Origin of the sequence: Bacillus cereus (assembly GCF_007678085.1) — a bacterium.
Classification (GTDB): Bacteria; Bacillota; Bacilli; order Bacillales; family Bacillaceae_G; genus Bacillus_A; species Bacillus_A cereus_BE.
Window position 1 is genome coordinate 237,900 of the sequence record NZ_VEDW01000003.1, and the last position, 26,017, is coordinate 263,916.

A 26,017-nucleotide genomic window follows, 5' to 3' on the forward strand; every position below is an offset into this window, starting at 1 on the left:
ACAATTTTATTTTCGTAAAAAGTAAATGGATTTATGTGTTCATATATTTTAAACATAGTGAAAATTCCCTTTGAAAAAGCAACAGAGTATACGAAAGAAATCGTAGCTCGCATGGGCCGCGCCGGTACAGTTGGTGAAAGAAGTTTAGGATATCCACATGCATTTGGAGTTATCTTTACGGAGATTTCGTGTAGTTTGAAATAGGAATGAGAAAGTCCCTTTGCCTTAAGGTGGAGGGACTTTTATATAGTTGGTGGAAGACTACTTTCGGGCTCTCTCTGTAAAATATGAGTTTGTTCATATTTTTGATAAAATTTTATTTCAAAACTCCAACTAATATTTCTCAACATTAATATATTGCAAATAGTTAGAATATTTAAGATAATCGTTTGTGAAGAAATAAATTATAAAAAAAGGGGGAATTTATTTTGTTACGTCGCTTATCTATTTGTACTTTATTAACAGCTTTTATGTTTACTTTGTTTACATTTAACGGCTCTGCTTTCGCGGCTACGAATACTACTGAAAATGAAACAGTAGTAGCAGCTTGTGCAAAGGGGGGTACGGTAGGTACATATGGTGCAAAGATGCGCAGTGGTTACACTGTGGGATCACCTGTCTTACATACATTTACTAGTGGTCAGAAAATTACTGGCACATGGGTAACAGGTGAGTATGTTCAAGGGCATTATAGTAATTCTAAACAGTGGTTAAAAGTTACTTATAAAGGGATGACAGGTTATGTATCCCACACAACATTATATAACGTTTGCTCATAAAACTATGTACTATAATAATAACTCTGGATATATTGAACTAATCTCTTTTAGGGATTAGTTTTTTTGTCTCCTAGTTTTTAATGGAGCATTTTTTGAAAAAAAACCAACGATTCATTAAATCGATGGTTTTATGTTTATATATTATTCATTTGTATCTATAACAAATTTTTTCATTGCTTTTTGCTTATTTGAGGATTAGTTTTTTTGTGATTGCAGCTTATCGATTTTCCAGTGTGCTCCTAGAGGATCTAAAGAGCTTTCAATATAAAACATATATTCATCTGCGGTACTTGGTACTTCAAAAGCTATTTTTAATTCTACCGTTTCATTTGGTTTAACTTGTATATCAGAAAGGTTTTGGTCAAGCACCTTTCCTTCATAAGTTTTTCCGTCTTTTTCATCTTTTAAGTTATATTTTAATTCTGATAGTCCAATCGTTTGACCTCGTACATTTTTTACAGAGACATTAACAACGACGGAATCGTTGCTATCATTTAAATATGCACTATGAACAGCGCTCAAGTAATAGCCTCCCTTAACACTCTCACCAACTAATAAAATACCTTGTTCCAAGCGGCTCATATCTTCTTTTTCTTCAAAATTTATTAATTCTTCACTTTCATTTTTTACGGTTGGTTCTTCTATTGGACTACTTTCAACGGCACTATCTTTTTTATCTTGTGTGCAAGCAGCCGTAACACTGACTAATACTAGAATTAAAGTAAGTAATATGAATGATTTTCTCATAAATTGATCTGTCTCCTTAAGTTTCTCAATTTTGTGCAACTATACATATAAGATTAACATAATGTCTCATTATTGGCTCGAAATAGGGAATCTTTTAGGCACCTTATTCTTTTTTCTTTTCATATATATTCGATGGATTCTCGCGATATTTTTTAATCTTTTAAATCATTGTCTTAGTAATACCAAGGGTTATTATAGATATATTAATCATATAATTTGTCCCTATCAAAATGAACGTTTCTTGCATCTAATATATTGTAAATATATTTTATTTTGAAAGGATGTGATTATATGGCTCATAAATCTACTGGAGTGTTTCGAGTTCCAGTTTCTGAAAATGGGATTATTCCAACTGCTCTCAACATTATGTTAAACAATGATTCACGCTGCCATACTAGTAATGTAACGGTAACTGTTAAGAGAAGTCCAAACACTTCTTTTCCAACTCAAAATGAATTAGTTGAAATCTCTCGTACTTTTGTTTCTTTAGAACCAAACAGAACAACTAAGATTGTGTTGTTTACGCCAGAATTCCACATAGAAGATTTTCTTGATGTCATCATTAGTGGAAATAAAGATGATGTTAAGGATGTGCTTGTATATTCTTTCTTAGCAGATTCAGCAGGTCACAATCTGCCATCTACTGTTTTCAGAAATGCAGAATACACTTTTTCTTGCTGACAACGTGATGATGTATTCTTTATTGTCATATATCTGAAGGGGAATGTTAAATAAACAAGGAACCGACTAATAGGTTCCTTGTTTATTTGCATTTTATATGAAATTTCGTGTCTATTATTCCGAAAGCAACTTTACAGAGGAACGGATTTTTCCTAGTGAAATAGCACCTATAGATGAAAGTACTCAATATTCCAATTCTAAAGGTAGGCGAAATGCTTGAATGTTACCATCATTCATAACCATCTTCATAATATGTAATTAGTATTATTCTATTCTTCAAATCTCTCCGGCTTCTCCACTCTAAATGATTTCACCTCACCGCACTCTAAACAAAATGTGGTTAATAGTTTGGATTGCTTCCCTCTTGAAAAGAAACTACTAGGTTCATCTGCACAAACATATGCATGATAAGCAGCTCCAATTCTTCCTTCTTTAAATGTAGTAGAACCACAATTCTCGCATCGTATATTTTTCATGCTACTAACACCTCTTTTTCTGTATTTTTAAGATAGAAGTAAAGCAACTTGGTTATACATGATGTTTTCGACATGATACAACATACCCCTTTAACTATCCGCAAGTAAAACAACATAATACCCTTATAAATCTCTATAACAATATGATTTTTCTGTATATCATTTAATGTATATCGGAAAAATAAGCATTAATAGATTGATTTTTATTATTCTGATGATTATAATAAATGAAAATCAAACAATTCTTATGTTGAGAAGTGGAGGGACGGGCCCTATGAAACTTCGGCAACCTCGTTTTAGACGAAAGGTGCCAAATCCTGCAGGTGAAAAAACACCTGAAAGATAAGAGCGGTTCACTTAGTCAAGAAGGCTACTCTTATTTCGATAAGGGTAGCTTTTTTATGGCTAAAAGTTAAAGGGGGAATAGGTAGTGGAGTATGGTTTTTGGTTGCCGATTTTTGGAGGATGGCTTCGAAATGTGGAGGATGAATCTATGCCGCCTACGTTTGAGTATGCAAAACAAACAGCGCAAGCGGCAGAACAATTAGGTTTTTCAACAACACTTATTGCAGAATTAAATTTAAATGATATAAAAGGTGTTTCAGCACCAAGTTTAGAAGCGTGGACAACTGCGGCAGCACTTGCAGCAGTAACGGATAAATTAGAGATTATGACAGCTGTAAGACCTGGGTTCCATAATCCAGCAGTTACAGCAAAAATGGCAGCAAATATCGATCAATTAAGTAATGGTCGTTTTACATTGAATGTAGTTTCAGCATGGTGGGAAGAAGAAGCGAGACAGTACGGCGGGGTATTTACCGCACATGATGAAAGGTATGATCGCACGGAGGAATTTGTAACAGTTTTGAAGGAGCTTTGGAAAGAAGACGAGTTTTCTTATAAAGGGAACTTTTATGAGCTTCATCACACGCACTTAAGTCCAAAACCTGTGCAGAAACAAGGTATTAAGCTTTATGCAGGTGGTGAGAGTGAGCGAGGGAAAGAGGTCATTGTAAATTACGCGGATGCATATGTAATGCACGGGGGAACAGTGGAAGAAGTATCTGTGAAAATAGAAGATATGAAGAATCGTAGAAAGAAAGTTACAGAGGATCCATTGCAGTCATTCGGGCTCGCGGCGTATGTCATTTGCCGTGATACAGAAGAAGAGGCATTAGAAGAATGGAGACGCATAACGGATGTGAAAGACGATGCGTTAGGTTATGCGGGTTATCAAGATTTTATTAGTAAATCGCATTTGGAACAGCAAGTGAAGCTCAATGATTATTCCGTATCGAATCGCGGGTAACGTCCTAATTTAATCGGAACACCAGAACAAATTGCAGAAAGGATACTTGCTTTTGAAAAAGTGGGTGTTACGTTATTACTTTTACAATTTTCACCACAGCTTGAAGAGATGAAACGATTTTCTGAAAAAGTGATGCCATTAGTTGAAACAAAAAGAAAGGAATTGATTACAAATGAGTAAAATTTACATATTACATGAGAATAAGGAATGGACGGATCATTTAGTGAAAAGGTTGGAAGAACTGGAGTTACCGTATGAGGAATGGTTTTTAAATGAAGGAACAATTTCATTAGAACAAGAACCTCCAAAAGGTGTTTTTTATAGTCGCATGAGTGCCTCTTCACATACGAGAGGGCATCGGTATGCGCCTGAATTGACTGAAGGGGTTCTTGCTTGGCTAGAGGGATACGGGCGCACAGTATTTAATGGATCTCGTGCGTTACGCCTTGAAGTAAGTAAATTGAATCAATATGCAGCATTAAGAAAATTTGGGATACAAGTGCCGAAAACAATTGGTGCTGTTGGCCGTGATCATATAGTAAAAGCAGCAAAGGAGTTAGGAGAAGTACCGTTCATTACAAAGCATAACCGTGCAGGTAAAGGTCTGGGTGTTCAACTCTTTCATTCCATTGATGCCTTAGAACAATATTTGGATAGTCCGGCGTTTGAAGAACCGATTGATGGAATTACTTTAATCCAGCAATATATTGAAGCGCCCGAACCATATATTACACGTTGTGAGTTTGTAGGTGGCCAGTTTGTATATGCGGTTAAAGTAGATACATCAGAAGGGTTTGAACTTTGTCCAGCAGATGCATGTTCGATTCAAGATGCTTTCTGCCCAGTAGGAGAAGAGAGTAAGACAGAAGCGCCAACAAAATTTGAAATTATATCAGACTTCCAAGAGCCAATTATTGAACAATACAAAGAGTTTTTGAAAGAAAATGAAATTACCGTTGCTGGTATTGAATTTATTCGCAGTTCGGATGGAACAATTTATACGTATGATATTAATACAAACACAAACTATAATTCTGACGCAGAATCTGTAGCGAATCAATTTGGTATGCTTGAACTTGCTACATTCCTTGGAAGAGAATTAGAGAAACAAGTGGAAACAGTTAAACAGTGTATAAGTTTCTAGTAAAGTAGCACTGCAAGGCATATAGTCTATCGGCGAAAGATCATTTGGTAGAGGAGCAGTAGTTGGTGATAAAACACTTGTTGACGCATTTGCTCCATGTGTAGACTGTTGGTTAGCTAGTGCTTCAAACGAAGAAGGCATGAAAACTGCCTTTGAAAAAGGAGCGGAGTATACGAAAGAAATCGTAGCTCGCATGGGCGCTGGTACGGTTGGTGAAAGAAGCTTAGGCTATCCAGATGCAGGTGCACATGCACTTGGAGTTATCTTTACGGAGATTGCGGGTAGTTTGAAATAAGAATGAGAAGATCCCCTCTGCCTTAAGGTGGAGGGGATTCTAAGTTGATGTATATTTCAAATGTTTAATTGTATTCTATATATATATTATTTTGTATCTAAATCCATGTTCAATCTCTTTACCCCATATAAAATGTTGTTTATGCATTTTGTGTTACTATGTATGTACATAAACTATGAATGGGGGGCTAATTTTGCTAACTATGATTGGTATTGTTGGAATAATATTTGTTTTGTTTATGCTTTCGAGTGTGAAAACCATTAGAGATGCAAATGAAAAAAAGAAAAATAATAAGGAGAAGAAGCCGAAATGAGTGTCGTGAACTTTTCTACTCATTAACTGCATCATTCTTTTAACTTTTTCCAGCAGATGCATGCGCCATTCACGATGTTTTTTGCCCAGTAGGAGAAGAGAGTAAGAAAGAAGCGCCAACCAAGTTTGAAACTATATCAGACTTCCAAGAGCAAATTATTGAACAATACAAAGAGTTTTTGAAAGAAAATGAAATTACCGTTGCTGGTATTAAATTTATTCGCAGTTCGGATGGAACAATTTATACGTATCATATTAATACACACACAAACTATAATTCTGACGCAGAGTCTGTAGAGAATCAATTTGGTATGCTTGAACTTGCTACATTCCTTGGAAGAGAAGTAGAAAAACAAGTAGAGTCAGTTAAATAATATATAAGGTTCTAGTGAAAACCTTTGTTAAAGTAATCGTGGGAGTATGGCTAAGTTTAACAGTACTACTTACATGCTCTTATGGTATTTGCGCTAGAATGAAAAACAGCCCAAGTTTCAATGAGGAACTTGGGCTGTTTGTGTGTTGTATTTCTCTTTTGTTTATATATCCACAAGTGAAACAACATAATATTAATACGGAAAAATATAATAATATGAGTTTTTGCATATTTCAAAACTTAATATATCCTTCAAAAAATTTTAATAGTATAATATGTTTTGTCATATTCTTTTAGATTTTTCGACAAAATATAAAAATAGAGAACGTATTGGGAGAAGGAATTATGTACACAAAACTATTAAAATCAATTACATCATTATCACTTATTGGCGGTGCTTTATTGTATACAAACGGCAGTGATGTGAGAGCTGCTGAGGCGGGTATTTTTTCTGATGTGCCTACATCGCATTGGTCGTATCCGGCAATTAAAGATTTGGCGGGTAAAAATATTATTTCAGGCTATGGAAATGGGAAGTTTGGTTTCGGTGATGTTGCGACGAGAGAGCAAGTTGCAGCTTTAATTTATCGTGTGTTAGTACCGAATAAGCAAGGTGGTACGTTTAGTAATGACGGTGCTCGTTACGTATTACAAGATGGATCAACTTTAAACAATCCGTATCGAGATATTCGCTCAGGTTCAACATTGTTCCCTGAAGAGGTTTTGACGCTAACAAAATTAGGAGTTTTTAAAGGTGATGCAAACGGTGGATTTAGACCGAAAGATTCTGTTAGCCGTGCAGAAATGGCGCAAATTCTTACAAATGCTTTCCAGCTTTCAGCGAAACAAAAGCATACATTTAACGATGTTCCAAGTGGTTTCTGGGGTGAAAATGCAATTAGTGCGGTGCAATCAAACGGGATTGCTTCTGGTACAGGCGAAGGGAAATTTGAGCCATATAGTGCGGTAAAACGTGAACAATATGCACAGTTTTTATACAATACTTTGAAATATAAAAAGCCTGAAGTTGCGGTGCAAGATACAGGAGATACAGCATTATTAGCAGCATTCAAAGATGAAGTACAAAAGCGTATTAATACGTATGAAACGAATATTACACTTCCGTATAAAACGACAAATAGTAATACAAAAGAAGTGATGGATACACTTTTTAATGCCTATAAAGAAGTGGCAAGTAAAAATGAGTATACGAATTATAATAGATCGAATGTTTCATATGGGCTTTCTGGATCACCCGGAAATTATACATTTACATTAAAGATTACATATCGTGAAACGAAAGAACAAACGGAATATGTAATAAAGCAAGCAAAGGCAATCGTTTCTTCGATTACTCAAGTTGGGATGGATGATCACGAAAAAGTGAAGGCGATTCATGATTATGTCTTAAAACACGTTTCTTATGATACGTCTTATAAAGCTTACACAGCATATGAAGCACTCGTAAATCGTTCGGCGGTTTGCCAAGGTTATGCACTATTAACCTATCAATTATTAAAAGAAGCTGGAATTGAGAATCATTTTGTAGTAGGAACTGGAGACGGTCAGCCTCATGCTTGGAATTTAGTTAAAATCGAAAACAAATGGTATCACCTTGATACAACATTCGATGATCCAATACCAGATGAACAAGGCCGCGTAACGTATTCTTATTTCAACTTATCTGATGAGCAAATCGCAAGAAATCATGAATGGAACAGAAGTGATTATCCGCAAGCTACAACAAATTATTATAATACATTAACAAATAAAATTACGGCAGGTAGTACGAAAACTCTTGCATATCAGCAAATCTTAAAAGATACAAAGTTAAATTATTTAGGAAATGAATACATTGCAAATAACTATAGTGAATTCAAAAATAAAATGCAGCAACGTTATAACGAAAAGTCACCAAAGATTGAAATTCTTTATAAACAATCAATGGATGGCGCATTACAAGATGTGAAGAAAGTAATTGGAGAAATTGGTTATCCACAAGGGGCAAACCGTGTTTCTTATAAAGCTGAGCCGTATAATGCGAAAGAAGGATATTCTTTAGTGACGATTACGTTTATGTAGTGAGAATGAGAAAAAGCATCTGTTGAAGATGCTTTTTTTATTCTTTTAGTTCGACATAATGCGACAAAATAACATACTAGCATCTGTTATGATGACTTTGGTAATTTTACATTTTGGAGGATTAATAATGAACAAAAAGAAGATTGTTGCTGCGTTAATAGGAATTATAGTGTTATTTGTAATTATTAATGTAGTTATTACGAAGGGAAAAACTACATCAACTAGTGAAAAAATGTACACTGAGAAAGAATACAATAAAGTAGTAGATGAGCATTTTGAAGAAATGCAAAAGTTAAAAAGTGATAAGAGTGTACTAGAAACTGAAAATAAATCTCTTGACGCGCAAGTTAAGAAGTTAAAAGATGAATTAGCGAAAAAAGAGCAACAAGTAGTACAACAGCCAGTTCAACAAGAACAACCGAAGCAACAACCAGCACCAGCTCCACAGCCAGAAACGAAAGAAGAGTCTAAACAAGAACAGCCTACAGGCGCATTCGCAAATCCTGTGAAAAGTATAAATAAAACAGATGCAATGAACAAAGTGAAAGAAAAAGCGAAGCAAGACTTCCAAGATGATTATATGACGCAAAACTTTGTTGCGGATGAACAATCAAAAGCATTTGATTTCTTAAACGGAGTAGAGATCAAATCACAAGAAGAATTGAACGTGATGAAGAAGGCATTGGGAGATTTTCCTAACGATTTTATGACCGCAAAGTTTGTTTATGAAGAGCAAATGAAGGCAAAGAATAAGCAAGGGTAATACAAAAACGCTATCTATTTAAAAAGGTAGCGTTTTTGTTATGGGTTATAAAGTTATTTCTGCATTTGACATATACAGTCCAACTGTATAAAATCAAACTATACAGTTTAACTATATAGTTTGGCTATATATTTATCGTTACATTGGAGGTCTTTATGAATAGAGATAAAAATTTACCATTAACGGAAACAACGTATTACGTTCTTTTAGCGTTATTAGAGCCAGCTCATGGATATTTAATTATGCAAAAGGTGGAGGAACTGAGTAATCATCAAGTGAAAATCGCAGCGGGTACATTGTATGGTGCGGTTGAAAATTTATTAAAACAAGGGTTAATTGAATCGGTAAAAAGTGAAGATAAGCGAAGAAAAGTGTATGTCATTACGGAACGCGGGAAAGAAGTATTGCACTTAGACTTTATGAGAATGCAGCACATTATTGAGGTTACAAAGAGTTTATTACACGTATAGTTAGGGGGAAACGATGATGTGGAGATTGAAATTCTTTTTAGACTTTGAGAAAGAGGAAAAATGGTTAGAAGAGATGGCTTGGAAAGGCTATCAACTAGAAAGCAATACATTTGGTTATACATTTAGATATACAGAGCCGGAAGATGCGACGATTAGAATAGACCATAGAGTATTTAGTAGAAAAAGTGAATTTATTAATTACTGCACGTTATTTGAAGATAGTGGCTGGGAGCATATAGCTGGTAATCGTTGGTCAGGTACGTACTATTTTAAAAAGGTAAATGAGGAAAGTGAAGATGACATTTTTTCAGATCAAATGTCACGAGCAGGGAAGTATAAACGTCTATCTAAAACATTTTTAGAATTAGCGATCTGTTATTTGCCGATATTATTTCTATTTATGTATAATAACACGATTAATGTAGACGCATTTGTAAATCCGAAAGAACTATACTTGACGCCCGGATTATGGGATAAGCAAGGCGTATCATTTTTATGGTCATTCTTATTTGAAACGCCATTTGCATTAATGAGAGGACTTTTTTGGACGTTTATCCCTGTTGCGACATGTATGTTTTTCTTTTGCTCGTATAAAGCAAATAGGTTGTATGAAGAGAGAAGATGATAGGAGAAGTCCCCTTAAAGCGGATGCTTTGGGGGGGTTTTTAAAATTTATAAACAGAACATTTAGTAATAATTTACATTAACCCCATTTGTTTGTGTTTGAATGTGATATAATTTTGATAATAATATTTCTTAGGAGGATGATTATCATTCATATACTTTTAGGTATTATTGGAGCAATTGTTTTACTTACTTTTGTTATCCATCCAGGCGTCCCAGACAAACGTGTCCCTCTAAAAAATAAACTTGCAGTAATCCTTCCATTGATTGTTATATCCGGGTTAATTTCATTGTATATATAATTTGAAAAAGTACGTAACTTAATTTAGTAAAAACCTCACTAGAATTACCACTATGGCTTCTTCACGATAATTACGTGTTAATTCCTTTTTCTTCTGGTTCCTACGTAATATATAAGATATACAGTATAAATTTTATTGGTATGTTACATCGGCTTAGCATGTGGTTTTCCCTTTCATTAATAGCTTGTTCTCTTGTTACTCGCTGCATGGATTACAAAAATATCTAATACAGGAGATCAGCATACATAAACTATTGTATTTCTCAATAAACAAAACAATTTAATGTGGTAAAATAATAGTTGGATGGGAGTCCAACATATACATATTATTAAAATTAAGATGGTTCAAGTCGGAAGAAGGCACCTTAGGGTGTCTTTTTCTTTTTTCTAAATGACAGTTTTGGCTTAAAGAAGATAAATTTTCAATGGATAATTCCCATGAATATATAAATAAAGTTCATCCATATATTTGTAGAGAGGAGGAATTCAAATGAAGAGAGAGGATAATAAGATTGGTCACTTTACATCTGAAAAAGGAAAAGAAGACTTTCAAATTGCCTACGATGAATCAATGGCACTTCTTCCAGAACCTAACGATACGAGAGATATAAAAACTACATATGGCACAATTCGTACGTATTACTTTACTAAAGAGGAAAATAAACATAAGGAACCAATACTCTTACTCCCTGGACGAGGTGCATCTACGCCAATGTGGGTACCCAATTTAGAAGGGTTAAGGGAGAAAAGGCCTGTTTACACAATCGATTTACTCGGTGAACCTGGAATGAGTGTGCAAACGAAGATGATTGAAAATCAAAAGCAACAAGCAGAATGGTTAAATGAAGTAATTGAAGGATTAGGTTTAGAAAAAGTGCATATCGTGGGTGTCTCCATTGGCGGTTGGACAGCAATGAACTTGGCCAGATATAATCCTGAACATATTGCTACGGCTAGTTTATTGGACCCAGTCTTTGTCTTTGCGCAAATATCCATAAAGATGATTTTAGCATCTATTCCAGCTTCCGTTCCTATTGTACCTAAGTTTATAAGAGAAAAGATGTTAAGTTATGTTTCTGGGGGAGCAGAAATAAATGACGATGAACCTATCGCTAAATTAATCGAGTCGGGTATGCGTAATTATAAATTGAAAACACCAGCACCTGATCTATTTAGTAAAGAAGACTTAAAAAATATCAATGTTCCAGTGCTTGCCTTAATGGCTGAAAAAAGTACAATGCACAATTCAGTAAAAGCAGTTGAATCTGGAAAAAAATACGTTAAAGATATAGATATAGTGAACTGGAAAAATGCATCTCACGCCATCAATGGTGAGTTCTCTAACGAAGTTAATGCGAGGATCCTTGATTTTATAGAAAAACATTCAAATGATAACTAAGTTGAAAGTGGAAAATACGTTGTAATAACAACTTTATCTATTTTCATGGATATGTATAATTACATAAAAATTTAAGGGAAAAGAGAGTATACTTTCTTATTGTGTAATAAAGATAAGGCCCGCCTACGGAAATAGGTGGGCCTTTTTTCATGTATAAAGAAAAGGGATCTTCTAAGATGTCTTCTTAAAAAAATCCTTCATCATTTTCGCATCTTTAATATTGACTGTCACAGTTTCAACTTTATCTTTCTTCTCATCTTTAGCAATCGTAATTTGTTCCTTATTATCAACCCACACAAGAAACTCTTCTTTTGCGTCATCTTTATATGTAACGGTTATAGTAGAATGTGCAGATTCTCGCTTTTTTTGATCTAAAGTGATTGTTTTAGGTGTCCCATTTTGAACTGCTGAAACGATAGATTGTATCATTTCTTCGTTGTCTGTTTGAGATTTAGAAGTAGTATTATTAGTTGTACGAAGTATTTCAATATCTGTAATATTTGCGGAGTTTAATTGAAAGGCATTTTGTTTCTGTTCTTGTTTAGTTTGTGGAGATTTGTCTGTAGCTGAGGTACTGGCACAGCCTATTAAAGTGAAAGATAGAGCGGTTAGAGCGCATATAGATACGATTTTTTTCATAGTATCCCTCCTTATGTTTAATTATAACAATTTTCTGTTAATTTAGGTAGTTATTGTAAGTGGATTTATTGTACTAGTTTTAGGATAGAAAAAATTCACATAACTTTTTTCATATTTTATGTTTAACATTTCAAAAATGGGTGTACTACATATAATATAACAAATAATTCATTTTAGAGGAGGAAGTTAAAGATGGAAACGAAGTATAGTAAACCTTTTGTATATGAATTTATTACGGAGAAAGAGGTCATGAATGCGGCGAATGATCTAGTGAAGAAAGGAATAGACCAAAAAGATATTTACGTATTAACACATGAGAAAGAAAGGACAGATAGAATCGCAGACAATGCAGACGTGAATACAATTGGAATAAAAGAGGAGGGACTCGGGACAAGCATTATTAACGTCTTTCAAAAAACGGGAGATCAGTTAAGAAATAAGATGCAAGAGTTAGGACTTAATGAGGAAGAAGCTAACTTTTATGAAGAAAAGCTGGATGAAGGAAAAATCTTGTTATTCGTTAAGGATTTAGAAAGAGTCGGTGAATGGTTACAAGAAAGAAGATGCATGTATACTCTTTAAATCTATAAATCTATTACGAAAAGGAGATGGGGAATATGAGTGAGAGCGGGCTAAAGGAACAAATTACTGGTAAAGTTGAAAAGAAAAAGGGCCAAGTAAAAGAAGGAATTGGTGAAGTTACAGAGGATAGAGAGTTGAAAAATGAAGGGAAGTGGGAGAAGACGAAGGGAACTATAAAAGAAAAAGTCGGAAAAGTGAAACAAAAGATAAGTGATGAGTTGGATCATAAAGAATAATACATGTTTATCAAGCTTTGGTTACATACCAAAGCTTGATAAATCCAATATAAAAATAATATAGGAGGTTTAATTGTGGGACTTATTATTACGTGTATTGTAGGTGGACTTATTGGGGCGTTAGCTGGAATGATTACAGGAAAAGACTTTCCTTTAGGTATAGTTGGTAATGTGATTGCCGGATTAATCGGATCTTGGGTAGGTAGTGCGTTATTTGGTCATTGGGGCCCTGAATGGGGAGGCATCTTTATTCTTCCGGCTTTATTAGGTGCAATCGTCTTTATTTTAATCGTTACATTCTTTTCTAGAATGCTGCGGAAAGCGTAAGTATGATAATGAATAGTAATCTTAAGTTTATTATATATAGTTATAAAGTGAATGAACTGATAAATATACATAAAAAAGCATCCAATTAAACTAATTTGGATGCTTTTTTAATGTAATCTGCATAGGAATGAGTGGAGGATGAAGAACCCCCACTCATTCAAATTACACTTTCTATTATGTATTAAACCATCGTTACTTTTTCACAATTATTTATTTTTACGACTTGCCTTGGTTCTATATGAGATAAGTCCTCGCTATTACCTATATCAACTACAATTGTATTCGTTAGTATGTTAATAATGGAACCAATTAATTTTGTAGCATGATCGTGTCGATAAGAAAATTGAACGAAATCTCCCTTTTTAAAATTGTGCTCTTCCATAGATAGATCCCCCTAAAAATAATGTTTATACATTATACATACACAAATTTATAAGGTTTAAACATTTGGTAGTAGTTTTTAAGCATGAAGCTGGGAAAAGTGTAGAAAATTTATTTATAATTAAAATTAAAAAATATGTTTAAAACTAATTTTTATGGGTAATTAACATAGTAGTAGTTTGAGATAAGGGGGCGGAAATGATGAATTTGGCAATAAATATTTTGCAAAATGATTTAGGTTATACGGTACAACTTAATGGTGAAATTGATGCGTATACGGCATCAGATTTGAAAAATAAGATTATGCCTATTGCAAGCGAGAAAGAGGTTCATATTGTAGTAGATTTTACTGAGGTAGAGTATATGGATAGTACAGGTTTAGGTGTTTTTATAGCGCTATTAAAAGCGATTAAGAAAAATGATGGAAAGCTAGAGTTTATTGGTGTATCTAAAAGGTTAAAAAGATTATTTGATATTACAGGACTAACAGAAATATTAAATTTGAATTCAGATATTGAAAAAGTAGAAAGAAGGTGACTAGGGATGATGGAGAGATTTGAAAAGATAGAAATGAAAATTCCTGCAAAGGCAGAATATGTGGCTATTATTCGTTTAACAATGGCTGGTGTTGCGAATCGAATGGGCTTTGCTTATGACGATATAGAAGATATGAAAATTGCTATTAGTGAAGCATGTACAAACATTGTACAGCATGCATATAAAGAAGACGTTGGAGAAATTACAATTGTCTTCGGTCTATATGAAGATCGATTAGAAATTATGGTTGCGGATAATGGAGTTAGCTTTGATTTTAGCACTTTAAAAAGGAAAGTTGGTCCGTATGATATTAATAAACCAGTAGAACATTTGCCGGAAAATGGTTTAGGTTTATATTTAATAAATACGTTAATGGATGATATACAAATTATGCATGATGAGGGCATGACAGTTTTAATGACAAAATATATACAAAGAGAGCAGGTGGAGAATGATGGAAATCCAATCTCAACCTACAAATCTTACTAAAGAAGACGTTATTAAACTAATTGCAGACTTCCAACAAACCCAATGTGATGAAGCACAGGAAAGGTTGGTTGATCACTATAAAAACCTCGTACATTCCATTGCATATCGTTATTCAAAAGGTGGGCCGATGCATGAGGATATTATACAAGTAGGGATGTTAGGGCTTTTAGGCGCAATAAGAAGGTATGATTATTCGATAGGGAATGCTTTTGAGCCGTTTGCGATACCTACGATAGTAGGGGAAATAAAGAAGTATTTACGTGATAAAACTTGGGGTATCCATGTTCCAAGGCGAATTAAAGATTTAGGCGGGAAAATTAAACTTGCGATAGAGGAGCTAACAGATCACCTGCAGCGTTCACCGAAAATTATAGAGATTGCAGATCATTTAGGACTATCCGAAGAGGAAGTACTAGAAATTATGGATGCGAAAAATAATTATCGAGTATCTTCCTTAGATGATGTAGTTGAAAATTCATCTGATGGAAGTTCGGTAGCGAGAATTGAATCTGTAGGTGAAGTAGAGCAAGGGTATGAAGAGACAGAAAGACGTCTCGTTTTAAAGGATATTTTTAACGTATTAACTGATACGGAAAAGAGTGTTATTCATTATATATTTGGAGAAAATTTAAATCAAAAGGATACAGGGGAACGGTTAGGTATTTCACAAATGCACGTTTCTCGTATTAAAAGACAAGCGATAAGTAAATTGAAGCAAGCAGCATTTTTAGATACATAAAAATTTTAAAGAATTATGTTTAAAACATGAGAAAAGGGGTAGTTATTAAGTATAGGAGGAGATATAAAAATGTCACACGATGTGAAAGAACTAATCGAAGGATTAAATGAAGATTTAGCAGGAGAATACTCAGCAATTATTATGTATAACCATAATGCAGCTACAGTTTCTGGTATATATAGACAAGTGTTAAAACCTTTCTTTGAATCTGAAATTAGTGATGAACAAGGACATGCCCTATATTTAGCGGAGAAAATTAAGACGCTAGGTGGTACACCTACTACAATCCCTTTACCAGTGAAACAAGTAGAAGATGTTAGAGAAATGTTAGAAGAAGCTAGGAAGTCAGAATATGAAACAATTAAGCGCTATGAAACAAGAAAAGAACAGGCCGCGAAATTAAATATGACAGAGTTAGTTGTAAAGTTAGAAGATATGATCGCAGATGAAACAAATCATATGGAAGAATTAGATCGTCTTTTAAGTGATAAAGCAATGGTGTTAAATTAATTTATAGAGTGAAAGAACAAACTCTCATTTCTAGGGGGTTTGTTCTTTTGCTGTATAAATATGTTTGAGTAGGAAATTTTCATTTTATAACTGAGTATGCAATACTAGAAAAATAGAAAATGATAATAGATTTACATTTTAAATAAGAAAAGGGGAAATAACTTGTGTCCATTTTAATTGTCGATGATAATCCGGTTAACATCTTTGTAATTGAAAAAATTTTAAAACAAGCCGGATATCAGGATCTTGTATCGCTGAATTCTGCACAAGAGCTTTTCGAATACATCCATTTTGGAAAAGATTCTTCCAGGCATAATGAAATTGATTTAATACTATTAGATATTATGATGCCTGAAATTGACGGACTTGAAGTTTGTAGGCGATTACAAAACGAGGAGAAGTTTAAAGATATTCCTATTATTTTTGTAACAGCTTTAGAAGATGCGAATAAATTAGCTGAAGCGCTTGATATAGGCGCAATGGATTATATTACGAAACCGATAAATAAAGTTGAATTGTTAGCGCGTATGCGTGTAGCATTACGCTTGAAATCGGAATTAAATTGGCATAAAGAACAAGAAGAAAACCTTCGTAATGAATTAGATTTAGCTACACAAGTACAAAGAAACTTATTAAGTAGCCCATTAAGGGAAGATCATATAAAAATTGAAGCAAGTTACTTACCTTCATTCAAACTAGCTGGAGATATGTATTATTGGTATAAAATCGATGAAAACCGCTACGGTATTATATTATTGGACGTAATGGGACATGGTATATCTGCTTCATTAGTTTGTATGTTTATTTCGTCTGTATTACGTGAAACGATTAAATGTTTAATCGATCCAGAACTTGTCATTAAAGACTTAAATAAATATATGACTCTTTTACATAATGAGAATGACAATATCCCATATTATTTTACAGCGATATACTTAGTAGTTGATACAGAAAAGAGGACAATTGAATATGTAAATGCAGGACATCCTTCTGGATACGTTTTAGTTGATGAAACAAATATGGTTGAACTGAATCGCGGGAGTTGTGCGGTAGGATTTTTTGATGAAATAAAAGTTGAAAAGACAGTTATATCTTTTGAGAAGAACGCTCAAATCACATTGTTTACAGATGGTGTTCTTGAAGCAATTGCAAATGATGAATTTGAGGCTGAAGAGAAATTACGTGCTTTTACAGAAAGAAAATGGGGAGATTTAGAAGAAGAGATAGAAGGGTTTTATAAGGAAGAACAGAAGAAAGAACAATCAGATGATATGTGCCTTATTATGATACAAACGAATGCGAAATAAAAAGCGTATGAAATCCAAAAAGAGGATTTCATACGCTTTTTGCCCCGCATTAACGGGCAGTAAGACTCCCGCAAAAAAATTAGTCTGAAGCAAAGGAGATAGGTGGGAGAACAACTGCCCGTTAATGCCCGATTGGTTCAACTAATAATCAGAGGGGAATACCGCCCTCTGATTAAAGTTTCACTTTATTGTATTTTTTGATAGATTTGTTCGTTCGGATTAAATTGGATATAATGCGGCATTATATCGGAAAAACGAAGCGTTTCTTTATTTCCTAAACATAGGAATCCGTTGTGACCTAAGCTTTCATAAAATAGTTGCTGTACTTGGTTTTGAAGTTTACTCGTAAAGTAAATTAAAACGTTACGGCAAAGTATAATATGAAATTCGTTAAAAGATTGATCTGTTACTAAATTATGTTGCGCAAAAATAATGTTTTGTAAAAGAGAAGGATTAAAATAAGCAAAACGATTATCTGTTGAATAATAGTTAGAAAATGCTTGTGTACCGCCAGCTTGTAAATAATTTTTCGTATAAGTTTGCATTTTATTTAACGGAAGGATACCCTGTTTTGCTTTTTCTAACACATTTGTATTCATATCTGTTGCGTAAATAACAGCTTTTTCACTTAATCCTTCTTCATGAAGTAAGATGGACATGGATAATACTTCTTCACCAGTTGCGCACCCAGCGTGCCAAATTCTAATTTCAGGATACTTTTTTAATTCAGGAATGACATGCTCTCTTAGCGCTTTAAAAAAGTTAGGGTTACGGAACATTTCAGTTACATTTATGGAGAAATCATTTAATAACTGTTCTAAAAACCCTTCCTCATGAATTACTTTTTCAATTAACTTTGAAATGGTAGGGATATTAGAAATCTGCATTCGATTACAAATCCGCCTATAAATAGATGTGCGAGCATATTGGCGGAAATCGAAGCCAGATAGTTTAAATACCGCTTCTAATAGTAATTCAATTTCTAAGTTCGTACGCTTATCCATATCTACAGATGGATCAAAATTATAATACTTATTTTCCACTTAAACTAAACCTCACTTATTTTATTAACCATACACTCATTACCGAATAGAGTTGATGTAAATTTAATGGTTTACTTATATAATCTGAAGCGCCAGCAGATAAACATTTTTCTTTATCATTTGGCATTGCTTTCGCAGTTAATGCGATAATAGGTATTTCATGTAACCCTAAGTTCATTCGAATATGTTCCATCGTTTGATAACCGTCCATATTCGGCATCATAATATCCATTAAAATAAGGTCAATATTTGTATTGTTTTTTAGTATGTCTAAACACTCTATGCCGTTTTGTGCAGTAATAATGTTGGCATGTTGTTTTTTTAATGCATTTTGTAATGCAAATATATTTCGATGATCGTCATCGACAATTAAAATAGTTTTCTCTTGGAAGACGGTATTTGTTTCAGGAGTCACGATAGTTTCCTCAACAACTTCAGCAGGAATAACACCTTCTATCGTTGCTGCAACTTCTAAATTGGATACTTGCATATCAATTAACCCATTTGGAAGGTTAGGGATATATACGGTAAAAGTACTACCTTCTCCTACATGACTCTCTAACGTAATCCAACCACCTAACAATCTAGCAAACTCTTTACAAATAGATAACCCTAAGCCTGTGCCACCATATTTTCGAATCGTTGCGCCATCTGCCTGTTGAAAGGCTTCGAAAATAAGTTGATGCTGTTCTTTAGCGATACCAATACCAGTATCTTTTACTGAAATTGTCATCCAATCATTACTTATAGACTGCATTTCATGACTTAAATTAGTTGCTTCTATCGAATCGAAATGTAAAGAGACGGATCCTTTTTCCGTGAATTTAAATGCATTGGATAATAAGTTTTTAATAATTTGTTCAACCCGTTTTGCATCTGTATAAAACAGATCAGGAATCGTATCACTGTCTTCAACAGTAAATTCAACATTTTTTTGTGCAGCAATATGTAAGAAGTTTTGCTGCATACTTGCTGCCATATCACTTATGTTCGTTGCTTCAAAAATGACGTCTAGTTTTCCGGCTTCTACTTTAGATAAATCTAGTATGTCATTAATTAAAGTAAGTAAGTCTTTCCCTGATGAATGAATAACGGTTGCTAATTCAATTTCATCGTCGGATAAATGATTATCATGATTTTCTTTTAACATTTCAGATAATAGTAAAATACTATTTAACGGTGTGCGTAATTCATGAGACATATTTGCTAGAAATTCTGATTTGTATTTTGAGCTACGTAATAACTCACTTGCCTTTTCTTCTAATTCTGATTTAGTAATTTGTAAGTCAGCTGTCTTTTGCTCCGCCTCTTCCGTTCTAGACTCTAGTTGTTCATTCGTTGTTCTTAATTCTTCGGCTTGCATTTGTAGTTCTTCAGCTTGCGTTTGTAATTCTTCTGATTGAACTTGCAGCTCTTCTGTCATTGCTTGTGATTCATGTAAAAGAGTTTGAATTCGCATACGTCCCATAATGCTATGGATTGTTAAACCTAGATTATCAACAGTTTGTTGAATTAAATCTTGATGTAAATCTGAAATGTCAGTTACACTTACTAATTCCATTACTGCGATTACTTCATCCTCAAATAAGATCGGGATGACTAGTAGGTTTTTAGGGCGTATTTCTAATAATCCAGTAGTAACGTAACGAAACTCTTCAGGTATGTCCCTGAGAATAAAACTTTTCTTTTCTAAAGCAGACTGTCCAATGAAACCTTCACCCATTTTAATGGATTGTTTCCCAACATCAGCACCTTGATCTGCGAAAGAAGCTTTTTTCACATAGTAGACAGTGTCTTCAATTTCTTCACGTACATAAAATGCACCGCAAGAAGTTTGCGTTTTTTGTATAACCCCACTAAGAATTTTGTTACCTAACATCTCAATAGAAGATACACCTTGATACATTAAAATTAATTCTGCAAGCTCGGTTTGCAACCACTCTCTTTTCGATATTTCGTCTAGTAAGTGGTTCGTTGTGTGGGCCAGATCTTTTATTTCATCATGGCTGTTTACATGAATTCTTTCCGTAATTTTTTCTTTCGAAGAAATGGATTTAATAGCTTGAATTACATTTTTAATCGTTTTTGTAATGGAATTCGAAATATAAAGTGAAATGATAATAGAAATACAAGAAAGTAAGAATAATAAACTGTATAACCAAATCTCTAATTTATTATTTTCAGTGTCTAATTGTGCAGCTCTTTTCTTCGTTAGTTGTTCCTCTACACTACGGAAGTTCGTTAGCTGCGATTGTAATGACTGAATTTGAGTCGTGTCGATTGCTTGTACGTTATTACTATTGCTATTTGTAATGAATGGGTGAATCTCTTTATTAATCCAACTAGTAATGTTTTCATTAATCTGTTTTAATTTTTCCTGCTGAGAGGGGTTATCCTCTAATAGAGCAAGAAGATCTTGATAATGTTTTTCGTAATCCTTTTCCGCAGCGTTAAGGGATTGAACGTAACTTGCATCATTAGAAGTGATAAATCCTTTCGCTTTATTTTCAATTGTTAGTAAATCTTTCTCCACTTGATTCGTTAAATTAAGAACTTTAAAATCGTGATCAATAATAAAATTACGAGATTTTTGTAAATTGGAAATCTCATTGTTTAACATAATGAAAGAAATAAGTAAGAACAAAATGATAACTAAATAACCAGCCATAATTTTGTAACGAATACTAAATTTTGCTTTCGAGTCCATTAAAAATTCCTACCTTCAAGATTATTAAAAGTTTTCGATTGTAAAGAATGAAAACGTAATATATATTATATCAGTTTTCGTAAGGCCAAACTAGAAATCCCCCTATTGTATTAGGGGGCTCATTTTTTATAGAGGAAATCATTTTGAAATATAAAACTATATATGAAAAGTAACAATCGAGGGAATAGGGGGCATAAAACTTTTAAGAAGGAAAGAGTGTTCTTAAAGCCTTTTTTGCATCTATTCCTTCAAAGATAAATAATACAAGTTCTCTTTTTTTGATAGTAAGAAAAAAGGATATTAATGTGCTTAAGTTTTTAATAGAAGTAAGTGTTCCGTGTTTACTTATAAATACATTCGTTTGAAATGTTGTCATTAAAGCATAAAAATGATGAATCTGCGTTATTGTAGGTGTTTCATTATAAAGAATAGTAGTAGATTGGATTTCATTCATCGAAATATTCCTTTCCATATAGTAAGCATAACAATATAAACATACCCGTTTTAAAAAATGTTAAACATATAAATAAGAAAAATATAATTATAGTATTTTTACGTTTAGAAAGGGTTACGAAGGGTATACATATACTACAAAGAGATTGACTGAAGATGAATTGTAAGATTTCTAGTCTATAAAAATATACTTTTACTTTAAATAAAAAGGAGTCTGGTATACATGAATGAAATGATGATTGATATTACATTTGATTTAATTTACTTGTTAAGTAGTTCGCTTGTAATGCTTTTACTATTCGCTTTTTTCATAAATGGTTATGTTAATAAGAAGATTAGTGTATACAGAAATGAAGAAAAATAAAAATACATTATATAAAACTTTAGGAGGTTAATAGTTATGAATGTAGATAGAAAAATAGTAGGTGTTTTTAGAACAATCGATGATGCGGCGTTCGTTATTAATGAATTAAAAGATAAAGGATATGCGGCTGATAACATCTCAGCTATTGCAAAAGATCAAAAGGAAATTGAACATCTGGAAGAAAAATCGGGTGAAAAAGTGAATCATGAAACTGCACATAAAGCGGATATCTTTTCGGCAACAGGGCTCGTAGCAGGAGGAGTAGCAGGCGGACTCGGTGGTTTATTAACAGGTCTTGGTATACTTGCCGTATCTGGAATGGGTCCAATCGTAGCGGCAGGACCTATCGCAGCAGCTATTGGAGGGGCCGGTATAGGCGGAGGAGCTGGAAGTTTAATAGGAGCATTTATCGGATTGGGAATTCCTGAAGAGCACGCTAAGAAGTATGAAGAATATATTTACGATGGAAATATATTAATTTTAGTAGATGCAAAATTAGATGATAAGTTAGAAATCTATAAAATATTTGATAAACATAATGCTTATAACTCTGATTTCTTTAAATAATATGTACATCACATATGAAACATAGTGAATATCGTTTTTTGATCTTACAACTTTGGCGCGACCGAGGAGTCGTATGACTATAAGAGAGGAAGGGCTTATAGTAAAAGATCAAGTTTAAGAGAGAAGGGGTGTCTTGTCGTGATTGTAAAAATAGTAAAGGATAGTAGTAATAGCTTCCTTTGTACAGTGCAAAATAAAAATGGAGAGAAGTATGTAAAGAAATGGTTTCATAAACAGGGAAACAAGGAAGAATTAGGGCGACCAACTTTTAAAGAAGTAGAAAAGGATTGGAAAGAAAATAGAAGATCGTTTATGTATCCTGATATTAAAGCGCTTTATTAAAAATAATAGGTATTTCATTCTTACAAAATTGTCACACTCCTGTAAGGTAATTCAATAGATTAGTTACTTTTTCCATGTCATAATAAAGGCATAAGAAAGCTTATTCAAACTACAACTTATTAGGAGAGTGTCAGTCATGATTGTAACAACAACGTCTGGAATTCAAGGTAAAGAAATTATTGAGTATATTGATATTGTAAATGGTGAAGCTATTATGGGTGCAAATATTGTCCGCGACTTATTCGCTTCCGTTCGTGATGTTGTCGGTGGTCGTGCTGGTTCTTACGAAAGCAAGCTAAAAGAAGCTCGTGATATCGCAATGGATGAAATGAAAGAACTTGCAAAACAAAAAGGTGCGAACGCTATCGTTGGTATTGACGTAGATTATGAAGTTGTTCGTGATGGAATGTTAATGGTTGCTGTAAGTGGTACAGCTGTACGTATATAAGTAAATGAAAAAACAGGCTCACCCCTTGAAGTTTATGCTTTGAGGGGATTTTTTTGTTTCATGACTGGAGTTAAAATGAAGAAGAGTTGATGGAGTTTTATAAGTGGAAAAAATAAGATAAGGGCGAATGTACTAGCTCGCTAAAATGATAAGCTGAAAAAACTATACTGTACATATGCTTAAAATGAGCAAAATGTTATTGAAAAAATGCTAGGATTGCTCCTAGCATTTCGTGAGGGGTATTGTATAGGAATGTAAAAATAAGCTGACACACCTTGCTTATTTCAAATGTAGTATATATTGTTTTCAAAGAAAAAAGTAAGAAATACAACAATCTTTATATATGTTTTACGAAGGTGTTAACTTTATGACAAATAATGAAATTGTTATTTGAGGTAAGAGGAGAAATAATAGTATGAATAACTTGAGAGAGTGTATAGTTTATAGAAATAAACGATTGAGCATGTAAAGAGTTGTATTACATAAAATTTATAATGAATGGAGGCGATTACATTATGTTTTGGTTAGGATGTTTTTTAGGATACATTGTAGGTTCAGTTATTACATGTGCTCTACTTTACTATGGGTATAGATCCAATGAAAATAAAAAAGCGGATATACAAAAGAGCGAGGAGAGGAAAATTAATAAAAAAGGTGTATAGGATGTGAGAGGTAAGGTGATAGTGTTGATGCAAAAATAAAGGACAGTACATATTTTATATGACGACTATGTACTGTCCCGCTTATTTTTTTGATTAGGAAAAGTTATTTCCTGTTTTGCTATAAAATTCATAGGCGAAAAACCCAAATAAATAGCCTATCCCAGATCCTAAACTAATGGAAAGCAGTGAGAAATCCGGGAAAAACATACCGAAAATCAAACTAATTATACAGCCAACAAGCATTCCTATAGGTATTAAACTATCTAATAACAGCTGAGCTTTTTGAGGTTTTTTCTTACCTAATTTTCCGTTCTTATATTTATGTTCCAATCTTTTAATAATAAATACTACAATTCCACCAACTATTACAACAGGTGCGATTGCCGAAATGAACCACATGTGTAAATCTCCTTTCACCTTTTAATATAATTGTACCAAAAAATTACAATTATAGACTACTAAACGTACTATCTAGTCTATTTAAAAGGTCAATGCAAAAGACTTCTTCTTTTGCATTTAATAACTCGTCAAAAACACTTTCCGATACGATAAACTTAACTAAATCTATACAATTCAATCAAATTTACACAAGTTAGTGCTTCAAAGTGTTCTCGCAACCCCGAAGGGACGAGGGGTACAACACTCCACACGAGGCAGTATCGTTACCTCCTATTATCAAGCAATTATTTTACCCATCTTGATAAATTTATCGAAGCATTCAAATCTCTATCGTGATGGCTATTGCATGAAGCACAACGCCACTCACGTATTTTTAAACTCCACTGTCCTTCTGGTTGAACGGAATGGTCGTATTTTACCCCGCAACATGAACAAATCTTACTTGAGGCGAACCATTTATCAGCTTTTTCATACTCAATGCCATGCTTCTCGCACTTGTATGATAAACATTGAAAGAAGAAGTTTAATTTTTGAAATGAAAATGCTTTCGATAGTTTTTTGTTTTTTAACAGGTTTGAGATAGATAAGTCTTCCACAACAATTCTCATTGGTTTGGTTTTCACCAATTTAGCTGTCGCTTGATGGATATGGTTATTTCGGATACTCGTAATTTTCCTAGATAACCGCAGGTGCTCAGTTTTAGCTTTTTCATATCCGGCAGACTGAATTTTTACACCTTTTTTAAACCTCCTAGACATATCTCTTTGTGCTGACTTTTTCCTTTTCAAAAGTTTTTTAACCTTGGCATCTTTGTTTATATTTCGTTCTTTCATACCATTAGAAGCTACAAACAGCTCTTTTAAACCAACATCCACACCAATCGACTCATTGGTTAGTTCTTGTGATTCAAAGTCTTCTTGGAATCCTACACTAATCCACCAGTGACGACCATCAAAGGTAACTCTTGGATTAGATGGTTTTTTGTTTCTTGGTAGTTGTTGGCTTGTTTTCACTTCTCCGATAGACTGAATATGAACTACTTTCTTTCCTATAATCAGTCTTTCATAATTGGCATAAAATCCTTGGATTACATCTTTTTTGGATTTATAAGAAGTGTGATAACCATTTTTGTACTTTTTGAACGAATGTTTTCTCGCCGTATCAAAATCTTTTGAAGCCTGTTTGGGAACTTGTGCATTAATGTCTTTTAACCACTCATATCGCTTTCGCTTCTTGATCTTTGTAAATCGTTTCTGTAAAGCTAACTGTGAAACAGATTTTCCAAATAGCTTATAGTATCTATCGCTCATTCTTTTACAATAGTTATAAGCAAATCTTGCAGCACCGGCATGGTTTCTAAGCACTTTTTCTTGTTCAGGCGTTGGAATCAGTCTGACTTTCTTCGCCAATATCATCAGAATGTAACTCCTTTAATGAAAGATTTGTTCTTCTGAATCGTAGCGTGTTCCACCAGCATTCTCCTGAGACTACTCGGATGCAAACCTGTTAATTCTGATACTTGACTAACTC

General features: G+C 33.7%; 30 protein-coding genes, 3 pseudogenes and 1 riboswitch. Of the genes and pseudogenes, 24 read left to right on the forward strand and 9 right to left on the reverse strand.

What is annotated here, in order from left to right; translation table 11 throughout:
- Window positions 1-33 precede the first annotated feature (33 nt).
- Together FS742_RS14815 and FS742_RS14820 are read left to right on the forward strand one after the other, a co-directional pair.
- Window positions 34-204: a dihydroxyacetone kinase gene (locus tag FS742_RS14815; protein ID WP_144613253.1), complete on the forward strand. Its 171-nt coding sequence runs from the start codon at window positions 34-36 to the stop codon at window positions 202-204.
- Between the two features lie 224 nt (window positions 205-428).
- Window positions 429-779, forward strand: coding sequence for an SH3 domain-containing protein (locus FS742_RS14820; protein ID WP_000946187.1), 351 nt, complete (start codon window positions 429-431; stop codon window positions 777-779).
- 195 nt (window positions 780-974) lie between these two features.
- On the opposite strand, the gene FS742_RS14825 is transcribed toward FS742_RS14820, so the two are convergent.
- Complete coding sequence (locus FS742_RS14825) at window positions 975-1,526, reverse strand: DUF4352 domain-containing protein (RefSeq protein ID WP_144613255.1); 552 nt, start codon at window positions 1,524-1,526, stop codon at window positions 975-977.
- Window positions 1,527-1,817: 291 nt separating this feature from the next.
- Here FS742_RS14825 and FS742_RS14830 point away from each other — a divergent pair, with 291 nt between their 5' ends.
- The gene (locus FS742_RS14830) at window positions 1,818-2,207 is read left to right on the forward strand and encodes a hypothetical protein (RefSeq protein WP_144613257.1); all 390 of its coding nucleotides are present in this window, start codon (window positions 1,818-1,820) and stop codon (window positions 2,205-2,207) included.
- 269 nt (window positions 2,208-2,476) lie between these two features.
- On the opposite strand, the gene FS742_RS14835 is transcribed toward FS742_RS14830, so the two are convergent.
- Window positions 2,477-2,683, reverse strand: coding sequence for a hypothetical protein (locus tag FS742_RS14835; protein ID WP_144613259.1), 207 nt, complete (start codon window positions 2,681-2,683; stop codon window positions 2,477-2,479).
- A gap of 242 nt (window positions 2,684-2,925) precedes the next feature.
- Window positions 2,926-3,032, forward strand: a riboswitch (SAM riboswitch).
- 81 nt (window positions 3,033-3,113) lie between these two features.
- On the opposite strand from FS742_RS14835, the pseudogene FS742_RS14840 reads away from it, so the two are divergent.
- The 9 genes and pseudogenes from FS742_RS14840 (at window position 3,114) to FS742_RS14880 (ending at window position 11,755) form a co-directional block, all read left to right on the forward strand.
- Window positions 3,114-4,172: pseudogene (locus tag FS742_RS14840) on the forward strand (LLM class flavin-dependent oxidoreductase).
- Window positions 4,165-5,136 carry an ATP-grasp domain-containing protein gene (locus FS742_RS14845; RefSeq protein ID WP_144613261.1) on the forward strand — a complete coding sequence of 324 codons (972 nt, stop codon included), beginning with the start codon at window positions 4,165-4,167 and terminating at the stop codon, window positions 5,134-5,136. The pseudogene FS742_RS14840 and the gene FS742_RS14845 overlap by 8 nt, the downstream one beginning before the upstream one ends.
- 1 nt (window position 5,137) lies before the next feature.
- Window positions 5,138-5,431: pseudogene (locus tag FS742_RS14850) on the forward strand (DAK2 domain-containing protein); the annotation flags it as partial.
- 356 nt (window positions 5,432-5,787) lie between these two features.
- Window positions 5,788-6,117: pseudogene (locus tag FS742_RS14855) on the forward strand (alpha-L-glutamate ligase); the annotation flags it as partial.
- A 344-nt stretch (window positions 6,118-6,461) separates the two neighbouring features.
- Entirely contained in the window at window positions 6,462-8,198 is a 1,737-nt protein-coding gene (locus FS742_RS14860; RefSeq protein ID WP_144613263.1) for an S-layer homology domain-containing protein, read from the forward strand.
- Window positions 8,199-8,325: 127 nt separating this feature from the next.
- Window positions 8,326-8,961 (forward strand): hypothetical protein, encoded by a 636-nt coding sequence (locus FS742_RS14865; RefSeq protein WP_144613265.1) that lies wholly within the window; start codon window positions 8,326-8,328, stop codon window positions 8,959-8,961.
- 155 nt (window positions 8,962-9,116) lie between these two features.
- Complete coding sequence (locus FS742_RS14870) at window positions 9,117-9,431, forward strand: PadR family transcriptional regulator (protein WP_001078066.1); 315 nt, start codon at window positions 9,117-9,119, stop codon at window positions 9,429-9,431.
- Between the two features lie 13 nt (window positions 9,432-9,444).
- Complete coding sequence (locus FS742_RS14875) at window positions 9,445-10,056, forward strand: DUF2812 domain-containing protein (RefSeq protein ID WP_144613267.1); 612 nt, start codon at window positions 9,445-9,447, stop codon at window positions 10,054-10,056.
- 790 nt (window positions 10,057-10,846) lie between these two features.
- Window positions 10,847-11,755, forward strand: coding sequence for an alpha/beta fold hydrolase (locus tag FS742_RS14880; RefSeq protein WP_144613269.1), 909 nt, complete (start codon window positions 10,847-10,849; stop codon window positions 11,753-11,755).
- Between the two features lie 171 nt (window positions 11,756-11,926).
- Here FS742_RS14880 and FS742_RS14885 read toward each other — a convergent pair whose 3' ends face one another.
- Window positions 11,927-12,394 carry a lipoprotein gene (locus FS742_RS14885; protein ID WP_144613271.1) on the reverse strand — a complete coding sequence of 156 codons (468 nt, stop codon included), beginning with the start codon at window positions 12,392-12,394 and terminating at the stop codon, window positions 11,927-11,929.
- 192 nt (window positions 12,395-12,586) lie between these two features.
- Between FS742_RS14885 and FS742_RS14890 the strand changes: the two genes are divergently transcribed.
- From FS742_RS14890 to FS742_RS14900, 3 genes are all read left to right on the forward strand, one after another.
- Window positions 12,587-12,976, forward strand: coding sequence for a YflT domain-containing protein (locus tag FS742_RS14890; RefSeq protein ID WP_061678673.1), 390 nt, complete (start codon window positions 12,587-12,589; stop codon window positions 12,974-12,976).
- A 35-nt stretch (window positions 12,977-13,011) separates the two neighbouring features.
- Window positions 13,012-13,212: a CsbD family protein gene (locus FS742_RS14895; protein ID WP_016089046.1), complete on the forward strand. Its 201-nt coding sequence runs from the start codon at window positions 13,012-13,014 to the stop codon at window positions 13,210-13,212.
- A gap of 75 nt (window positions 13,213-13,287) precedes the next feature.
- Window positions 13,288-13,539, forward strand: coding sequence for a GlsB/YeaQ/YmgE family stress response membrane protein (locus tag FS742_RS14900; RefSeq protein WP_000522902.1), 252 nt, complete (start codon window positions 13,288-13,290; stop codon window positions 13,537-13,539).
- Between the two features lie 181 nt (window positions 13,540-13,720).
- Here FS742_RS14900 and FS742_RS14905 read toward each other — a convergent pair whose 3' ends face one another.
- The gene (locus FS742_RS14905; protein WP_000390989.1) at window positions 13,721-13,921 is read right to left on the reverse strand and encodes a methyltransferase; all 201 of its coding nucleotides are present in this window, start codon (window positions 13,919-13,921) and stop codon (window positions 13,721-13,723) included.
- 197 nt (window positions 13,922-14,118) lie between these two features.
- Between FS742_RS14905 and FS742_RS14910 the strand changes: the two genes are divergently transcribed.
- The 5 genes from FS742_RS14910 (at window position 14,119) to FS742_RS14930 (ending at window position 17,502) form a co-directional block, all read left to right on the forward strand.
- Complete coding sequence (locus FS742_RS14910; RefSeq protein ID WP_144613273.1) at window positions 14,119-14,457, forward strand: STAS domain-containing protein; 339 nt, start codon at window positions 14,119-14,121, stop codon at window positions 14,455-14,457.
- A gap of 6 nt (window positions 14,458-14,463) precedes the next feature.
- Entirely contained in the window at window positions 14,464-14,946 is a 483-nt protein-coding gene (gene rsbW, locus FS742_RS14915; RefSeq protein ID WP_000970584.1) for an anti-sigma B factor RsbW, read from the forward strand.
- A complete protein-coding gene (sigB, locus tag FS742_RS14920; RefSeq protein ID WP_144613275.1) occupies window positions 14,909-15,685 on the forward strand; it encodes an RNA polymerase sigma factor SigB in 777 nt (258 codons plus the stop codon). Before rsbW ends, sigB begins: the two co-directional genes overlap by 38 nt.
- Before the next feature lie 69 nt (window positions 15,686-15,754).
- Window positions 15,755-16,195, forward strand: coding sequence for a ferritin-like domain-containing protein (locus tag FS742_RS14925; RefSeq protein WP_046953946.1), 441 nt, complete (start codon window positions 15,755-15,757; stop codon window positions 16,193-16,195).
- 164 nt (window positions 16,196-16,359) lie between these two features.
- The gene (locus FS742_RS14930) at window positions 16,360-17,502 is read left to right on the forward strand and encodes a fused response regulator/phosphatase (protein ID WP_144613277.1); all 1,143 of its coding nucleotides are present in this window, start codon (window positions 16,360-16,362) and stop codon (window positions 17,500-17,502) included.
- Window positions 17,503-17,687: 185 nt separating this feature from the next.
- Here the strand turns inward: FS742_RS14930 and FS742_RS14935 are convergent, their stop codons facing one another.
- From FS742_RS14935 to FS742_RS14945, 3 genes are all read right to left on the reverse strand, one after another.
- Window positions 17,688-18,545, reverse strand: coding sequence for a CheR family methyltransferase (locus FS742_RS14935; RefSeq protein WP_088121486.1), 858 nt, complete (start codon window positions 18,543-18,545; stop codon window positions 17,688-17,690).
- 16 nt (window positions 18,546-18,561) lie between these two features.
- Window positions 18,562-21,252, reverse strand: coding sequence for an ATP-binding protein (locus tag FS742_RS14940; RefSeq protein ID WP_144613279.1), 2,691 nt, complete (start codon window positions 21,250-21,252; stop codon window positions 18,562-18,564).
- 202 nt (window positions 21,253-21,454) lie between these two features.
- Window positions 21,455-21,706, reverse strand: a complete 252-nt coding sequence (locus FS742_RS14945) for a hypothetical protein (RefSeq protein WP_144613281.1) — start codon at window positions 21,704-21,706, stop codon at window positions 21,455-21,457.
- A gap of 222 nt (window positions 21,707-21,928) precedes the next feature.
- Between FS742_RS14945 and FS742_RS27600 the strand changes: the two genes are divergently transcribed.
- The 4 genes from FS742_RS27600 to FS742_RS14960 all read left to right on the forward strand — a co-directional run bounded on the left by FS742_RS27600 (window position 21,929) and on the right by FS742_RS14960 (window position 23,426).
- The gene (locus FS742_RS27600) at window positions 21,929-22,069 is read left to right on the forward strand and encodes a hypothetical protein (RefSeq protein ID WP_186327177.1); all 141 of its coding nucleotides are present in this window, start codon (window positions 21,929-21,931) and stop codon (window positions 22,067-22,069) included.
- Between the two features lie 36 nt (window positions 22,070-22,105).
- A complete protein-coding gene (locus tag FS742_RS14950; RefSeq protein ID WP_144613283.1) occupies window positions 22,106-22,636 on the forward strand; it encodes a general stress protein in 531 nt (176 codons plus the stop codon).
- Between the two features lie 138 nt (window positions 22,637-22,774).
- A complete protein-coding gene (locus FS742_RS14955; RefSeq protein ID WP_144613285.1) occupies window positions 22,775-22,978 on the forward strand; it encodes a DUF4028 family protein in 204 nt (67 codons plus the stop codon).
- A gap of 136 nt (window positions 22,979-23,114) precedes the next feature.
- Entirely contained in the window at window positions 23,115-23,426 is a 312-nt protein-coding gene (locus FS742_RS14960) for a YbjQ family protein (RefSeq protein WP_000637510.1), read from the forward strand.
- Window positions 23,427-24,181: 755 nt separating this feature from the next.
- Here the strand turns inward: FS742_RS14960 and FS742_RS14965 are convergent.
- Together FS742_RS14965 and FS742_RS14970 are read right to left on the reverse strand one after the other, a co-directional pair.
- A complete protein-coding gene (locus FS742_RS14965; RefSeq protein WP_144613287.1) occupies window positions 24,182-24,487 on the reverse strand; it encodes a hypothetical protein in 306 nt (101 codons plus the stop codon).
- A 284-nt stretch (window positions 24,488-24,771) separates the two neighbouring features.
- The gene (locus FS742_RS14970; protein ID WP_144613289.1) at window positions 24,772-25,902 is read right to left on the reverse strand and encodes an RNA-guided endonuclease InsQ/TnpB family protein; all 1,131 of its coding nucleotides are present in this window, start codon (window positions 25,900-25,902) and stop codon (window positions 24,772-24,774) included.
- Window positions 25,903-26,017: the final 115 nt, after the last annotated feature.

Excerpts from the sequence above, each read along its gene's own strand:
- FS742_RS14825 (WP_144613255.1), bottom strand. The coding sequence starts at position 1,526 with ATGAGAAAATCATTCATATTACTTACTTTAATTCTAGTATTAGTCAGT.
- FS742_RS14830 (WP_144613257.1), top strand. The coding sequence starts at position 1,818 with ATGGCTCATAAATCTACTGGAGTGTTTCGAGTTCCAGTTTCTGAAAAT.
- FS742_RS14925 (WP_046953946.1), top strand. The coding sequence starts at position 15,755 with ATGTCACACGATGTGAAAGAACTAATCGAAGGATTAAATGAAGATTTA.
- FS742_RS14835 (WP_144613259.1), bottom strand. The coding sequence starts at position 2,683 with ATGAAAAATATACGATGCGAGAATTGTGGTTCTACTACATTTAAAGAA.
- FS742_RS14815 (WP_144613253.1), top strand. The coding sequence starts at position 34 with ATGTGTTCATATATTTTAAACATAGTGAAAATTCCCTTTGAAAAAGCA.
- FS742_RS27600 (WP_186327177.1), top strand. The coding sequence starts at position 21,929 with ATGAATGAAATGATGATTGATATTACATTTGATTTAATTTACTTGTTA.
- rsbW (WP_000970584.1), top strand. The coding sequence starts at position 14,464 with ATGATGGAGAGATTTGAAAAGATAGAAATGAAAATTCCTGCAAAGGCA.
- FS742_RS14865 (WP_144613265.1), top strand. The coding sequence starts at position 8,326 with ATGAACAAAAAGAAGATTGTTGCTGCGTTAATAGGAATTATAGTGTTA.
- FS742_RS14845 (WP_144613261.1), top strand. The coding sequence starts at position 4,165 with ATGAGTAAAATTTACATATTACATGAGAATAAGGAATGGACGGATCAT.
- FS742_RS14950 (WP_144613283.1), top strand. The coding sequence starts at position 22,106 with ATGAATGTAGATAGAAAAATAGTAGGTGTTTTTAGAACAATCGATGAT.
- FS742_RS14940 (WP_144613279.1), bottom strand. The coding sequence starts at position 21,252 with ATGGACTCGAAAGCAAAATTTAGTATTCGTTACAAAATTATGGCTGGT.
- FS742_RS14965 (WP_144613287.1), bottom strand. The coding sequence starts at position 24,487 with ATGTGGTTCATTTCGGCAATCGCACCTGTTGTAATAGTTGGTGGAATT.
- FS742_RS14880 (WP_144613269.1), top strand. The coding sequence starts at position 10,847 with ATGAAGAGAGAGGATAATAAGATTGGTCACTTTACATCTGAAAAAGGA.
- FS742_RS14890 (WP_061678673.1), top strand. The coding sequence starts at position 12,587 with ATGGAAACGAAGTATAGTAAACCTTTTGTATATGAATTTATTACGGAG.
- sigB (WP_144613275.1), top strand. The coding sequence starts at position 14,909 with ATGATGGAAATCCAATCTCAACCTACAAATCTTACTAAAGAAGACGTT.
- FS742_RS14860 (WP_144613263.1), top strand. The coding sequence starts at position 6,462 with ATGTACACAAAACTATTAAAATCAATTACATCATTATCACTTATTGGC.
- FS742_RS14870 (WP_001078066.1), top strand. The coding sequence starts at position 9,117 with ATGAATAGAGATAAAAATTTACCATTAACGGAAACAACGTATTACGTT.
- FS742_RS14960 (WP_000637510.1), top strand. The coding sequence starts at position 23,115 with ATGATTGTAACAACAACGTCTGGAATTCAAGGTAAAGAAATTATTGAG.
- FS742_RS14905 (WP_000390989.1), bottom strand. The coding sequence starts at position 13,921 with ATGGAAGAGCACAATTTTAAAAAGGGAGATTTCGTTCAATTTTCTTAT.
- FS742_RS14910 (WP_144613273.1), top strand. The coding sequence starts at position 14,119 with ATGATGAATTTGGCAATAAATATTTTGCAAAATGATTTAGGTTATACG.
- FS742_RS14875 (WP_144613267.1), top strand. The coding sequence starts at position 9,445 with ATGATGTGGAGATTGAAATTCTTTTTAGACTTTGAGAAAGAGGAAAAA.
- FS742_RS14945 (WP_144613281.1), bottom strand. The coding sequence starts at position 21,706 with ATGAATGAAATCCAATCTACTACTATTCTTTATAATGAAACACCTACA.
- FS742_RS14970 (WP_144613289.1), bottom strand. The coding sequence starts at position 25,902 with ATGATATTGGCGAAGAAAGTCAGACTGATTCCAACGCCTGAACAAGAA.
- FS742_RS14885 (WP_144613271.1), bottom strand. The coding sequence starts at position 12,394 with ATGAAAAAAATCGTATCTATATGCGCTCTAACCGCTCTATCTTTCACT.
- FS742_RS14895 (WP_016089046.1), top strand. The coding sequence starts at position 13,012 with ATGAGTGAGAGCGGGCTAAAGGAACAAATTACTGGTAAAGTTGAAAAG.